This is a genomic window from Terasakiella sp. SH-1, from assembly GCF_004564135.1.
In the GTDB taxonomy this organism is placed as follows: Bacteria; Pseudomonadota; Alphaproteobacteria; order Rhodospirillales; family Terasakiellaceae; genus Terasakiella.
Window position 1 is genome coordinate 2073911 of sequence record NZ_CP038255.1, and the last position, 15184, is coordinate 2089094.

Here is a 15184-nt window from a genome sequence, read left to right on the forward strand (position 1 = left end):
CCCCCTTAGAGTCTGCCCTATCAAAGGCCCTGTTTCACCTTAAAGCCAATGCATGATATGTCATCGCGGCGTTCTTCACCTGCTTCATACTCATGAAAAACTTTGTAGATGTTCTTTTCCTGATCCTCCATTGGTCGGTGTAAGGAATCAAGGATCGCCCGTTTCAAACGTTTCTTACCAAAGCTGCGTCTTCTCTCCCCACCAATTTGGTCAATCATACCATCAGAAGTCATATAGTAGCTTATATCAGCGGAACTACGGACTTCATGTAAGTCAAAGGCTCTGTCAAATGGGGTGGCTCTATAGCCAATACCAATCTTATCTCCTTTGATGATCTCAATCTCATCGCCACTGCACGCCCAAAGTTCAAACCTCGCACCAGCAAACTGCATTGTGTTTTGATGGTTATGGATCAAGCACATCCCACATTCAAAACCGTCATCGGATGCCCCCTTGTCATCCACCTGGCTCAAGACACCTTTGACCAGTTGGTTCATACGTGACAATAAGATGGAAGGGTCTGCCCTAGGTAACTCAATCAACGCCTGATCCAATGCCCCCGTAACCACCATCGTCATAAAGGCCCCGGGAACACCATGACCTGTACAGTCAACAAGTGTCATCAATGCCCCTTGATCTGTCTCCCGCAACAAGCAAATATCACCACCAACAATATCTTTGGGCTCCCAAATCAAGAAGAAATCAGCAAAAACGTTTGAAAATTCCTGATCCGTCGGCAGGACTGATCGTTGAATACGACTGGCATATGAAATACTTTCCTGAATGAGCTTCATTGATTGCGCAATGATCTCTTCATTCTTCTTTCGCTGTGTAATATCTGTATAGGTAACAACAAGGCGACCATCTGATGTTTTAATGCTATGGGTATCAAATATCCGATCATCCCCGTAAGAAACATCTCCGCGGTTCTCACCGTTCCACAGAAAATCGACCCTTTTTTGCGCAATTTCCTCTGGCTCACCTTCCTCATCATATTGACCACGAGACGCAAGAATAAAGGCGATATCATAGAGATCCATACCGGGCACCAACAATTCCTCATTCAGGTTTAAGGTACTTGGATAATGTTTATTCCAGGCGACCAGTTTTTTATTTTCATCAAACATGACAACGGCTTGTACGACATTTGACAAAATATCTTGCAACTGATTTCGACTGGATTGAAGTTCTTGTTCGGCTTCTTTTCGGCTGGAAATATCACGAACGATACCTGTGAAGATATGCTCGCCTTCAATAACGGATTCACCAACAGCCAGATCCATTGGAAATTCAGTGCCATCTTTATGACGCCCGACAACTTCACGGTTATTATCCACCACATTGCGAGTGTGCCCTGATAGGTAATCAGATAAGAACATATCATGCTGAAATGCTATATTATCTGGCATTAACATCTTAATATTATGACCAACAACTTCATCTTCCGTAAAACCAAAAATACGTTCTGCGGCTGGACTGAAACTTTGCACAATTCCTTTTGAATTAATGACAATAATACCATCAACAGCATTTTGAATAATCGCCCGTATACGGCCTTCGCTGTCACGCACTTTCTGTTCTGCTAATTTACGTTCTGTAATATCTGTCCTGATCGAAACATAGCGCTCAGGCTTTCCCTCTTCGTCTGTAAATGGAATAATCGACGCGGCAAGCCAGATGTGACTACCATCTTTATTTTGGTTGCACAGTTCACCGTGCCACACTTTACCAGACGTAATTGTTGCCCACATGTCTTCGTAAAACGCACGATCATGAAGACCCGATTTCAGAAAGCGATGGTTCTGGCCCATCATTTCTTCGCGTGAATATCCTGTAACCTTGATAAAGCGATCATTCACATAAATGATATTTCCATCTGCATCTGTTGAACTCACAATCGCATGTTTATCCAGCGCAAATTTTTGAAAGTTCAGCTCTCTGGTACGGTCTTGAACTTCAATTTCCAGATTATCCCGCGCTCGACGTAAGGACTTGTTTGCACTTTGCCCAATCCAGACGGAAAGCCCCGTTAAGGTCAGGGCAACAACGACAGTAATCCCCAAAATCACCAGCACGGTTGTGCTCAAAGTCGAAAAAGTGGACATGGCTTCTGCTTCATCCATCTCCGTTGTCATGCCGACATCCAGCTTTGCATCCCAAAGCCATGCCCCTAAAACAGTCACCCCCCGATAATCGCGATAACCCTGTACATTCACACCTTGATCCCCAGCAATTGCACTACGCGCCATATAAGTCAAAGGGAGCGCCCTCACGTCTTCAGGAAGTTTTGAATGCTCCAAAAGATTATGGCCGGGATCTCCAACACGTAAGTTCAAGATCGCATTTATCCCTTTTTCCAGCAGCCCTATTTTCTGAAGCTCAAAATCAAAACGGCTGTCTGTTACAAGAATAGCTTTTCTGTCAAAAACATACGTTTCCCCACTTTCACCAAGCTGACCTAACTGTGCAATACGAGTGAAGTCTTCTGTCGGGTCATATCGTAATGTTAAGACGGCAATCACCTTTTTATTTTCATCAAAAATTGGTGCAGCCAAAAACATTGTGGGTTCTTGGGTAAAGTCTATGCCGATCGCTCCAGAAATGCGCACATCAGATGCAATCGGTGGTATAAACTGTGTTTCCCCCTGAAAAGCCTGTTCCAATCGACGGTCCCTGAATTTACTGATGAGATTCAACGTTCCCAGATTGTTATCGCGCTGTGACCCGATACTTATTTTATCTGGTGAAATAATGAAAAACCCCTGGACTTCGCGTCCTTTGGAATGGGCTGCAAACCAGTCTCGAATAGATTTAAGCGACTGACTTTGACTGAGCACACTCGCTTTAGGCTCAACCAGCAAGAGCGCCTTCACATATTCCAGAAGTTCCGGATCATTTGCTATTCTTTCCAGATAACGCGTTTCAGCCCTTAACCAGGTACGTAATGCCTCATGAGTTGTATTTAAAACCGTTTGTAATTGATCCCCAACTGATCGGCGCGTGTCTTGTTCAGCTTTTTGAGCAGTCACCCAAGCAGCCAGAATAACAACAGCAAGAAAGACACCGACAACAAGAATACCTGTCCCTTTGACCTCATGAGATTCGTAGCCTTTAGAGCCATCACGTTTCGCCATGTAGGCTATTGCAAAACGAACACCCCACAATAAGAGGACCAAACCAATCGAGGTCCCTCCAATAATGAGGACCAAATTCATTGTATCGACACCAGAGCCATAAGTTGCATTTATTTTTGCCTCTTCAACAATCCAACGATTGCGAATAGAGGAGATTTCTTCGCTTGTGGTATTATTAATCGCTTTTTGTAAAAGGCTTTGCAGCATCGGCCAATCTTTACGCACCCCAATGCGCAAATTGTTCGAAAACATCGGGTCTTCAACAGTTGCAACAACCCTCAGGTTTGTCAGGAATAGTTTTTTGATCAAGTTATCTTGTACGGCAAGACCACCAACCGTCGCATCGGCCATACCGGAAGAAACAAGCTTTAAACATTGGCTTTGGTTTTGTGCCAACAATAAGGAAATATGAGGATAATCCCGTTCAAAAATTTCCTGATAGAAAAACCCTTCTGGCACACAGACTAAACGCCCCGCCAGGTCTTTAAATGACTTCACATCAAAGCCTTCCTGAGTGACCACCATTGGTGGATTATCAACATAAGGCTCTGTGAAGAGAATATACTCATCACGTGCTGGCGTTTTAACAATGTTCAGCATCACGTCCAGGGCTTTATTCCGTATCATAGCCAGAAATTCTGACCAGCGTGGCCCGGAGATATATTCAATTGAAAATCCTATTTTCTCAGCGAGTAAATCCATATAATCAATTGAAAACCCTTTGGGCTTTCCATCATCATTAAAGTTGAAAGGTGCCCAACTCATTTCATTATGAACACGCAGGACCGGATGCTCATTGACCCATTTCTGTTCCTCTGGCGTCAGTTTCAAACGTTTTACATTTGACTTTGAATCGAAGCTCTCAATCTCCAGCCATTTATGACGAATGTCACGCTTTGTCTGATCTGTCATCGCATACAGGGTTTTGTTCAAAATCGAGACCATTTCAGGCCAATCTTTGCGTACGCCAATATGCTGTAAGTCATGTTTATAAGGGGTTCGCCCAGACACCCTCATATTAGATAAACCAAGCTTTTCAATCAGGTAGCTTCCCACAGCCATATTGGAAATATAGGCATCAGCCTCACCAAAGGAGACAGCCTCCAAAGCGTCTTGCGTGCTTTCAACAACGAATAAGTTGATATTGGGAAAATCCTGTTCCAGCAATTTATGCATAATGAAGTTGCGTTCAACAGCAACTTTCTTGCCGCTAAGATCTTCCATGGAAACAAACTTATCTGTTTGTTTGTTAAAAATGACCATGGGATATGACAAATAGTCATCCGTGAACAAAACATGACGTTCACGTTCCTTGCTATAGGCAATGGTTGGTAAAATATCAATTTTCTGAAGCTTTTCGATATTCTCCAAAGCTTCATTCCAACTGAGCGGAACGATCTCCATTTCCACATTCAGCTGATCAAACATCCACTTAAGATGGTCCAACGCCATACCTTGAGGCTGACCATTCTCCACGAAGTGGAAAGGAGCCCAGTCCCCGACCCGAACCCTGACTTTTTTATGTTTTGCCAGAAACGCAAGTTCCTCATCCGATAACAGTTTGACAAGATTATTACTTCTCGCCCTCAAGTCTGCGGTTTGAGAGGCAAGTGACATCCACTTTTCCCGCATTTTGCGAACCTCATCAACGGGGATCGTCTTTAACGTTTTTTCCAGAATTTCCCTAAATACCGGCCAGTCAGAGCGCACGCCAAAGGCCAATGGGGTGGACTTTAATTTAGTTGGTCCCGCGATTTTCAAATTCACAAGGCTATTTTCTGCAATTAAGTAGCCAACAACACCCAACGTATCAATAACCGCATCAATTTGCCCCGTAGAAGCCATTCGCAAACCTTCAAGAGTACTGGGAATTTCCACAATATTCATATCGGGATATTGCTTTTTGATAATTTCGGTAATTGCATATCCTTTTACAATCCCGACCTGTTCCCCTCTCACATCACCCAAGCCCTGAATATCACGATGATCCGTCTTGGTTACAACGACCCATTGGGTTGTAATCACGGGCGAGGTATAGTTCAAATACTTGGCTCGTTCAGGTGTTTCTTGCGACATAGAAACAAGGTCAACTTCACGCGCCTTTGCTTTTTCCTGCACCTCAGACCAACTTAATCCGGGCACAACTTCAAAAGAAATATTCAGTTTTTTCGATAGTGTCTGAAAATACTCATACGCCAAACCTTGGTGCTGCCCATTTTCCACAAAATCAAATGGGGGCCATGCAGGATCAACACCAATACGGATAACAGGGTGCTCTTTAAGCCAGGCCCGTTCTTGCGCAGTTAAGGGCAAATCGTCTTTATAATAAATGGTAATATTGCCGATATGCTCATCATCAAAATATGACTGCGCTTTAAAAGACGGGAGAAGTTTGATGTTTGAAGGGATTTCCTGATCAAAGACCCTTTGATCGTCTCGTTTATGGTAACGTAAAAGGACTTCGTTATCTATTGTCTCTTCAATCAAGAGACCTTTGACCTTGTCGTTTTCGAAAAGAAAACTTTCAAGAACAGCATAAAGCTGATCAATATCCAGATTATAGATCCCTCGAGACGTAAAAGAGGCAATCGTATCAGCAACTTTCTGACCATCTTTTGCATGAGAGACAGGCAACCATATAAAACTGGCCGTAAAAACCAGCATAATTAATAGACTTCTGACCAACGCCCTATAAATCATAACGAGCCTCCTAAAGACTTATTCAATGAACAGGATTAATGCTCATACTTCTTGATGATTTCAGCGATGACACCTTCCGTGCGCAATATATCCAGCGCGGATTGCCATTGATGTATGATTTTGTCGTCTGTCTCTTTATTCGCAGCGATATAAAGGTGGCCCGACATGATTTTAACATTGGGAATGACTTCGATCTGATCGGACACCCCCATTTTCTTGGCGCTATATGTTCCGGCGTAATAAACTGTCGGCCAAACATCGACCCTCTTTTTCAGCAAGCGCCTCAAATTTTTCTCATCTGCTCCACTTTGCATCACATCCAGATTGGTAAATCCCAGATTGACGAGAATTTCATGGGTTGCGACATTTTTTGTCACCCCTATTTTTTCTAATTTCTTCGCATCTTCCATGGAAGAAAGGGTGATATTGCTACCAGCCCGCTTAAAAAAAACCATCTCAAGGAATGCAAGGGGACCAATCCATTTATATTTATTTTCACGCTCTGGTGTACGTGCTGTTGAGAACAAAAGACTATTCTTTTTCTTTGCGAGTAATTTAAGCGCACGGTTCCATGGTAAGACCTTAATGGCATCTGTATTTCCGATCCTCTCTTGAATCGCCTGCACAATTTCATAGGAAATACCTTGGATTTGCTTGTGTCCCGACGTATCCGTTTCATAAAACTGATAAGGTGCAAATTCTTCTGTCATCAGCACCAAAGGCTCTTTAGCCTGCGCAGAAGTCACAAGAAGAAACGTGAATAGTGAAAAAACAAAAGCTCTCATCGCAGCCTCCAATCAAAACTTTACACAAACAGATAGTGCTGGCAACTTAATAAGTCTATTGATATGTGTAATGAAAAAACGTTATGATATTATCCAATAGGATGAAATAAACGATCCATTGTTCTTCATGTAATGGAGGTCGCAATATATGCTAGCTGAAGAAATGTATAAATTTCGAGATGTGCTTGCTGACAAGGGAATCATCTTTTGTTACAGCGGGTATATGACTGAAGACGTTTTAAGCGGTATAGGCCAAGCTATCCGGATGAAGATGGAACTGGAAGATGCTGATAAAAAAATCGCGCGCAGTGTTTTCTCTCTTTTTGTAGAGCAAGTTCAAAATGTCATCCGCTATTCCGCAGAAAAAGAAGAATTTATTTCAGGCGATATTCAAAAAGAGCTGCGATACGGTGTTTTAACCGTTGGTCAAAAAAATGGAAGTTTCTTCGTTTCTTGTTCAAACCTGATTGAAGATAGAGACGTCATTCGACTGGGTAAAAACCTTAAACATATTCAGCAGCTTGACTCTAATGGGTTGAAAAAACTCTACAAAGACACACTTAGAGGTGATGCCCCTGAGGGCAGCAAGGGCGCTGGTGTCGGTTTTATCGACATTGCCAGACGCGCTAAAAAGGGCTTTGAGTTTGACTTCATGCCTGTTGAGAACGACCGCAGCTATTTCTGCATCAAAGCCTACGTCTAATAAGAGAGTATAAAAATGGACAACATTCAAATAGAAGCCACAGAACGCTCGCCAGAGATTAATTTTAATTTTTCAGAAAACAACTTCTCAATCAAAGGGGAATCTTATCCCGAAGATGTAAATGAGTTTTTTGGCCCTATCATTGGGAAACTTGAAAACCATGTTCAAGAGCTGGAAGGCGGCAACATCAATTTCACCTTTGAATTGATTTACTTCAACAGTTCAACAGCGAAAATCCTGATGGGGTTATTTGACTTGTTAGATGAAGGCGCTGAAAAGGGAAACAATATTGCCATCAAATGGCTATTTGAAGAAGACGATGAGAACATGGAAGAATTAGGCGAAGAATATGGGGAAGACCTCGAACATGCTCAATTTGAACTTGTAGAAATAGCTGTGGAGTAAACATGTCTTTCGAAATTTTTAAGAAAGAAAAAACGGTTATCGAACGTGCCAAAGAAGGACTGAATAACGGCAAAATTCCTTCTGGTGCACATAAAGAGTTCGAACAACTTCTTAAAGATTACGAAAAGCTCTTTAAATCCACAAAACGCCTGGTTCGCCTAAGTGATCGCAACGAAGCAGAACTCAACAAGCTTGCCCATAGCTTGGATGAAAAAAACAAAATGCTGGAGGGGCTTTCAGAAAGTCTCTCTAAATATCTGTCACCGCAGATTTATGACTCTATTTTCTCCGGCGATACAGAAGTCCGTCTGGAAACACAACGCAAAAAACTTACGGTTTTTTTCAGTGACTTAAAAGATTTCACTGCAACCAGCGAAAACTTACAGCCCGAAGACCTGAATTACCTGTTAAACAAATACTTCACCGCCATGACAACCATTGCCCTTAAGCATGGGGCAACAATTGATAAATTCATTGGCGATGCCATGTTGATGTTTTTTGGCGATCCACAAAGCAATGGCGTTGTTGAAGACGCCAAAGCCTGTGTGCGGATGGCTATTGAAATGCAGCAAAAAATGGAAGACCTCAAAGATATGTGGCTCCACAAAGGTTTTGCCCAACCGTTTCGCATGCGTGTGGGGATTAACACAGGCTATTGTAACGTGGGTAATTTTGGCAGTGACCATCGCATGGATTATACAATCATTGGCGGTGAAGTAAACTTGGCAGCGCGTCTGGAACAATCCAGTGATACGGATGGGATACTACTGTCTGCTGAAACATACGCGCTGGTCAAAGATATTGTCGACGGCGAAGAACGTGAACCGATTCAGGTCAAAGGCATTGCCCGAGATGTGCGCACCTATGCCGTTAAAGGCATATACGATGACATTGAAGGTCAACGCAAATTCATTCATAAAGAGCGCCCAGGACTGACCTGCCTTCTCGATATTGAGAAAATTCCAAATGATCAAAAAGACGAAGTCGTAAGTGAACTAGAAGCCCTTATTGCCTGCGTGAAAAATAGGTAATGGGTTTTCGGCTTGTACTGAAAATTAGAGTGTGTCTCCTGAGTTAATTTTGCTAAACACCTAATAAGCATAAAGCCCAGTTGCAGATTGCAAGGACTATTGCACGGACTTTGGCAGCGGGTTTGGAATAATTATTCACTCTTTGTTCTTTTTTCCTTGCGCATATATTTCGATGAGTTAAATCAATAATCAGTCAACAGGAAAAGTGTGTCTAAAGGCAATCGGTTGACCAGTCAGGATAACCTAAAGCGGCCCTTTCTCTTTTTATATTAGAGAAAGAGCCGCTTTTTTTATGAATATAAAATGGAGTAAAAGAAATGAAATCTTTTGGAACAACACCGGGCGAGAAACGCTTGCGCAACCTAATGGAAGACCCGCGTTATTGGAAACAAAGAGATCCGGAATATGTGGCAATGATTCAGCAAGGGTTTGAAGTTTTGGCAAGACAACCATCACAAGAAGCACTTGCTGCTGAGGGTATGGTTGCAAACGAAATGGGGATCAATGGTCAACACCATGCCCAAGATAGCATGGTCGCCCATGTCACGCCGGGTGAAGTTGTTATTCCGTTGAGCGCACAAACACCTGAATTGATGAAGTATTTATCTCAAATGCTTGGGGACGATCTGTTGAAGTATACGGTTGGCTCAGGTCATGAGCAGGAAAACCCGACAAGTGGGCTACCTGCTTTTGCGGGTGAGACACTAATTTGCGATCAATGTGGTCCTTTGCATCCCATGGCATATGAGATTTCAGAAGATGGTACTCAGGCCACCAATGTGAGGAATGGTGAAATAATTTTTTGTAAAAAATATGATGATGGAAATTGTTATTGGGTAGATCGTAAAGGAAACATAAAAGGGTAAGTTGTATATTTACGAGCAGAGTAATTTTATGCCCTGCTCGTAAAAAAACTCTCTCTTCTATCCATAGGCTAGAACAGTGATTGTTAAAAAGGAGAAATGAGTAATGAATAAATCTGTAATTTTTTTTATGATTATTAGTTTTCTGTTCTTTTCATTCTCCTCAACCGCGAAAGAGCCAGATTATGCATCTGGTATTTTAAAGCGGATTTATAAGCCTATAAATAAGAACCTATCGATTGAAGAGTATGAGCGTAAAGCTGTAGAAGAAGAGAATGCTCTTCTTATGCTTAGTTTAATGGAAGATTATGAAGCTGGATTTAGTGTTCAGCGCAGCCGTGAAAAGGCATTGTATTGGCTGAAGAAAGCAGTTTCATTAAATAATTTAACAGCATTGTATATTTTAGATGGGGTGGAGCGAATAGGTGGTTCTCCTTCTTTTTTCGATATACCCAATTGGTTCGATCTTTATGAAAAAGCTGCCTATGAGGGGGACATTGAAGCGGCCTTTCGACGCTGCATATTTGGTCAAACAAAATCAACGGCAGGTCATATTCTAAGGTTTTGTAATGAGTTTTCACAAAAGGGGCATGGAGGGCTTTCTCACTATTTGGGCCAGATTTATGAATACTCTCAGTTCCTTAAATCTGATGAATTTGAAAGTCGGATTTTTTATCCCTTTATTTATGATTTTTCTTTGAAAGCCCCAACAGATATCCCAAGAGCTATTCAATATTACCAACGCGGTGCAAAAGAAGGACATAAGCATGCTCAAGCCGATTTTGCTTATTGGTTATATGTTGGTCGCGCCCCTCTTGAAGCAGACCCAAAGCAAGCTCAAGTTTTCGCGCAACTCAGCACAGATCAAGGTTCAATTCATGGCCAAACCCATTTGGGGCTAATTTTGTATAAAGAAAATCAAAAACAAAAAGCGGTGAAACTTTTAAAAGAAGCAGCCTATGAAGGGAATGGGACTGCTGCCTGTGGATTATCTTCGATCTATTTGTTTGACAATGAATTAAATGACGATGTGGAAGCTATAAAGTGGATTCATCTGGCATTCTGGAACCGCGATAAACTTGATATTTTATACCGTAAACCTATTGGGCTTGTCTATACGTGCCCTAAATTGAAAGAAATTTTTGAATTATGGGCGAGTGCAAATGATATGTTAGAAGGTAAAATGCGCGCAATTCGCTGGTTGAAGGATTTGCCAGAAGATAAAAAATTAAGACACGAAGCTGGTAAATTTGTTTGGTGATTTGAACAAAAATTCAGCTATACATTACAAAAACCCATCTAGGGTAAATTCCCTTGGGTAAATTCCCTTGGGTAATTGACCGGATTTTACCGATAGATTTCTGGTGATACCATTCTTCTCAACCATAAAGAACAAAATTCATAAATGGGAGAGATAAAATGAGGACTGACTTCACCTGGAATCAAGACGAACATAGCACCGGACATCCCCTACTGGATTGCAAAAACAAACGCATGATTGAGCTGATCAATCAACTGCATATTTTAGGTCGAGAAGATATTGATAATGATGTCGTTTTGACCATTCTTGGCGAACTGGTTGAATTTGCAGACGATCATCTTCTTGAAGAAACCTTGCTATCTGCTCACAACACCAGCGGGTTGGACCACCATAAACACAGCCATACTCTCTACCTTGAAGAGCTGTGCCATATTTGCGATATCTATGAAAAAGAAGGCACGAGCGTTTTTGAAAGAATTATCGTCTTTCTAGAAAACTGGTGGATGAATCATATCTTAAAAGAAGATGTTACCCACAAGCAGTTTTTAAGACCTGCGTTGGCTTAAGACGACTTGGCAAAACGTTTGGCTAATTCTTCTTGGGAAGACACAGATTGAACAGCTGTCTGGCTTTCAGGTAACTTGGCATCCATTTTTTGAAGTTGTCGGACCTTGTTTTCCGCCTGACAGGCTGGTTTTTCCTGACTTTTTTCTTCAGAAACAGGCTTCTTGGGCTGCACCACTTTGGGAGGAAAGATAATTTCCTGAACCGTCTGGTTTAATTTTTCGAGTTGAACCAAACTTTCAACGGACAGCACCAGTTTGCCAAGCTTTACTTGCATGATCATGTCCAGAATATCTGAACAGGGGCGTGCAGCATGGCCAAAATCTGATAAGCCCAGTTTGGATTTGAGACTGACGACGACCCTTTCCAGTTTGGCAAGCATGTCTGGCACTTCGTCCTGCTTATTATTATGCAGAAGTAGAGCGACATGCCCTGTCAGAAACTCTTGTTCGGTCGCATAGCGTTCAATGAATTGGTCATTGATCATTTTCTTCGTTTTTTCAATCTGATGCCTGACCTGAAAGGACGTCACCTTTACACCACCTTGTTCCAGTGGATTGGGGACCATAAACGTGCCAATTTGTTGTGCGCCAGAGTTACGTTTATCCTTGCGCCGGTCTGGGCCGAAATAGGTTTCTGTTACCAGAAACTGTTTACGGTGATGCGCCAGCATGTGCAGGTGCTTGTCCAAATTAAAGCCGCTCACAGGTTTCACCAAGATATCATCGACCCCAGCATTGACCAGCGCCCGGACCACTTCACTCTCAGCCTTAGCAATCAAGGCAATAATAACCATGAAGGGGTTTTTACCAATCCGGCCATGACGAATACCCTCAACAAGGTCACATAAAGACCCACCTTCAATATTATTGTCACAAATCAACAAATCCGCATTATGACTTTTGATACAGTCTTCAACGGCATCAATCGTCGAGGCATATTGTATCCCATGAAACCCTTTATGTCTTAGCATCGAAACCAATGCATGACGGGTTGAGATATTGCCTTCCCCCAAAATCAAACGGACTGAACTTACATCCATAAAATCACACCACGACAATAGCAAAACTTACTACATAGGTGTAATACGTCCGTAACAAACGTGATATTCCCATTTGGTAACTAAGAGCCAGACCCAAAAGTATTTGTTGCTTTTCATAGCCTTATGTTTGTTCGTCAGTAGAAAAGATTTGTGCGGTGATGCTGGAGGCATCATAAGCAAATCTTGACGCCCTGACGGGCGAACATAAGGCTACCCTTTGGGTCAACGCCTCAAGGGCAACTGTCGCGTCAACACGTTTAACCGATGCCCCGCATCGCTTTACACGTATTTCCTAACTTTTGCCCTTGAGTAAGTTGATGAAAAACAACAAATACTTTCGGGTCAGGCTCCAAGAGCCTGAGCTTAAACCATTTGTTCCATCAGTTTCATTTCAATGGCTGCCGTCAGGTCTTCTGCGGGGAAAGGTTTTTCAAAAAACATCACATTGCGTTTTTGGAATTCAGCACGGGCAAGATCGTCACATTGACCGGAAAGAACAAAGGGTGTGATCTCCGGGTGTTTTTTTTCCAGATAGGATAACAGACGAAAGCCATCAAAAACGGGCATGCGGATATCGGTTACACAAAACCCGACATCACCTTCTTTTTCAATAATTTCCACAGCATCTTCTGCACTTAATGCATAAAAGAAGATCCAGTCATCGCGCATTTTACGAAGGTTGCGCCGAACGCCTTCCAAAATAAATTCTTCGTCATCCACGAATAATACTTTTGGCATTTAGAAACACCCCAAACCCGCCCAAAAAGGTTGTATAGATGACAAAAGAAAAACCAGCTATCCCCACATGGTAACACTCATTTTGATGAGAAGAATAAGATAGCGACTTTAAGGTATTTGCCGTATAGAACCCGACAAACAAATTTGCTATTGTTTACAAACTTCTAACCAAGGGCAGTCTCATAGGCTGTTTCAGGAAACAGTATATTTAATGGGTAATCGGCTTCTCTTCATTATTTTGGCAATGGGCATCAGTGCCGTCGTTGGCACCTGGCTGATCGTTCAAAAGAACACAGACCAGATTTTGCAAGAACAAGCCCGCTCAGAAAGCCTTCACTGGGCTGAATTTGTTCAGGCTGACCTTGAAAATCTAGGCCGATTACTAGATGGTGCCCCGCCGACCATTCAAGATATTAAAACCTTGGGAACTGCCAAAAATGTCGGCAATGTCTTCTGGTTCAAAATATTTGACCATGACAGCACGGTCGTCTGGTCTGCCGATTATAAGGAAATCGGTGATGAAAATACGGCTGATTTTTTTGTTAAAAAGGTTCGACACGGGCAAAAAGTTGTTTTGATCAAACGGCAAAAAGAAGAAAAGCGTGTGATTGCAGATGCTTATCTTCCCATTATGGAAGAGGCAGAATTTCACGGTGCGATTGAAGTCACCCTTGATATGACCCATCTGGCCCAGGACATGGATAAATTATCCCATACCCTGATTTTAGGGGTGGCCTCCCTTTTCATTTTGTTACTGGTGATTACGGCCCTTTTTGCCCGCTATGAAATCAATAAGGAACGTGTTCTCAAATCCAAGGCTGTACAGGCAGCCAAGGCGCGCAATGATTTCATCGCCCTGGTCAGTCATGAACTCCGCACCCCGCTCAATGGGATTATCGGGGCGTTAGGTCTTTTAGATGAGGCCAAAGATAAACAAGAAGAACAACAGCTTATTCAAACAGCAACCCATTCAACCGAGCACCTTCAAGATATTATCAACGATATCATTGAATTTACACAAGCTGCCGGTCGCCGTGAAACCGTTACACTTGACACCATTAACCTCACCAGTTTTGCCAATGAGCTTGCCATCATGTTTAAACTGGATGCAGAAAACAAGGGGCTTACATATCGTGTCGAGCAACAATTCCCCAAAGAGTGCAGTGGCGACATCGACATTAAGAAACTGCGCCAGATTATATTCAACCTGACCAGCAATGCGCTGAAATTTACAGACCAAGGCCATGTGACTGTTATTTTCGAAGTCACAGAACAACCGACACGACGCTTAATTTGTCGCGTTATGGATAGCGGTATTGGCCTCAGTCCAGAAGATAAAAAAGAAGTCTTTGAGCGGTTCCATCAGGTTGATGATACCATGTCGCGCCAACATGGGGGCATTGGACTGGGCCTGAGTCTGTGTAAGGAATATGCTGAATTACAGGGCGGACAAGTCTTTGTAGAAAGCGAACTGTCCAAAGGCAGTACCTTTACCCTGGTTTTGCCCTTCCCCGAAAATGAGCCTGAAACAGCATGTGCTCCCAGTACACCACTTCAGGAAATCGGGGCTCTCAAACTCTTACTGACCGAAGATAATGCCGTTAACCAGAAAGTTCTCAGCACCGTTTTAAAAAATGCCGGTCACGATGTCATGATCGCTGAAAATGGGCAACATTGCCTCGAAATTGCAGAGCAGGAAAAATTTGACCTGATCTTGATGGATATTCAAATGCCCCTGATGACCGGGGAAGAAGCCACAATTGCCTTGCGTGCAGGCCAAAGCCCCAACAAAGACACCCCGATTATTGCGCTGAGTGCCAATATCATGCCCCAGCAGCAAGAGGCTTATCTTAAAGCAGGGATGCAGGCTTGCCTTGCCAAACCAATAAAACCGCAAGACTTGCGCCAAGCGGTTTCACAATATTATCAGGAATTCGGTACTTCAGCTTAGGGGCAGG

11 protein-coding genes are annotated in these 15184 nt (G+C 42.7%); 7 read left to right on the forward strand and 4 right to left on the reverse strand.

Annotated elements, in window-relative coordinates; translation table 11 throughout:
* Positions 1 to 20 precede the first annotated feature (20 nt).
* Both E4K71_RS09555 and E4K71_RS09560 read right to left on the reverse strand, forming a co-directional pair.
* Positions 21 to 5834, reverse strand: coding sequence for a transporter substrate-binding domain-containing protein (locus E4K71_RS09555; RefSeq protein WP_135078989.1), 5814 nt, complete (start codon positions 5832 to 5834; stop codon positions 21 to 23).
* A gap of 35 nt (positions 5835 to 5869) precedes the next feature.
* On the reverse strand, positions 5870 to 6619 hold the full coding sequence (locus tag E4K71_RS09560; RefSeq protein ID WP_135078991.1) for a transporter substrate-binding domain-containing protein: 750 nt from the start codon (positions 6617 to 6619) through the stop codon (positions 5870 to 5872).
* 148 nt (positions 6620 to 6767) lie between these two features.
* On the opposite strand from E4K71_RS09560, the gene E4K71_RS09565 reads away from it, so the two are divergent.
* The 6 genes from E4K71_RS09565 to E4K71_RS09590 all read left to right on the forward strand — a co-directional run bounded on the left by E4K71_RS09565 (position 6768) and on the right by E4K71_RS09590 (position 11448).
* Positions 6768 to 7322, forward strand: a complete 555-nt coding sequence (locus tag E4K71_RS09565) for a SiaB family protein kinase (RefSeq protein ID WP_135078993.1) — start codon at positions 6768 to 6770, stop codon at positions 7320 to 7322.
* 15 nt (positions 7323 to 7337) lie between these two features.
* Positions 7338 to 7727 (forward strand): DUF1987 domain-containing protein, encoded by a 390-nt coding sequence (locus E4K71_RS09570; protein ID WP_135078995.1) that lies wholly within the window; start codon positions 7338 to 7340, stop codon positions 7725 to 7727.
* Positions 7728 to 7729: 2 nt separating this feature from the next.
* Positions 7730 to 8758 carry an adenylate/guanylate cyclase domain-containing protein gene (locus tag E4K71_RS09575; RefSeq protein WP_135078997.1) on the forward strand — a complete coding sequence of 343 codons (1029 nt, stop codon included), beginning with the start codon at positions 7730 to 7732 and terminating at the stop codon, positions 8756 to 8758.
* A 317-nt stretch (positions 8759 to 9075) separates the two neighbouring features.
* Positions 9076 to 9624, forward strand: coding sequence for a hypothetical protein (locus E4K71_RS09580; RefSeq protein ID WP_135078999.1), 549 nt, complete (start codon positions 9076 to 9078; stop codon positions 9622 to 9624).
* Positions 9625 to 9727: 103 nt separating this feature from the next.
* Positions 9728 to 10882, forward strand: a complete 1155-nt coding sequence (locus E4K71_RS09585; protein ID WP_135079001.1) for a tetratricopeptide repeat protein — start codon at positions 9728 to 9730, stop codon at positions 10880 to 10882.
* Between the two features lie 158 nt (positions 10883 to 11040).
* Positions 11041 to 11448 (forward strand): hemerythrin domain-containing protein, encoded by a 408-nt coding sequence (locus E4K71_RS09590; protein WP_135079003.1) that lies wholly within the window; start codon positions 11041 to 11043, stop codon positions 11446 to 11448.
* On the opposite strand, the gene E4K71_RS09595 is transcribed toward E4K71_RS09590, so the two are convergent.
* A complete protein-coding gene (locus E4K71_RS09595; protein WP_135079005.1) occupies positions 11445 to 12488 on the reverse strand; it encodes a response regulator in 1044 nt (347 codons plus the stop codon). The two genes, E4K71_RS09590 and E4K71_RS09595, sit on opposite strands and share 4 nt — an antisense overlap.
* A gap of 363 nt (positions 12489 to 12851) precedes the next feature.
* A complete protein-coding gene (locus E4K71_RS09600) occupies positions 12852 to 13226 on the reverse strand; it encodes a response regulator (protein WP_135079007.1) in 375 nt (124 codons plus the stop codon).
* 211 nt (positions 13227 to 13437) lie between these two features.
* On the opposite strand from E4K71_RS09600, the gene E4K71_RS09605 reads away from it, so the two are divergent.
* Positions 13438 to 15177: an ATP-binding protein gene (locus E4K71_RS09605; protein ID WP_135079009.1), complete on the forward strand. Its 1740-nt coding sequence runs from the start codon at positions 13438 to 13440 to the stop codon at positions 15175 to 15177.
* Positions 15178 to 15184 lie beyond the last annotated feature (7 nt).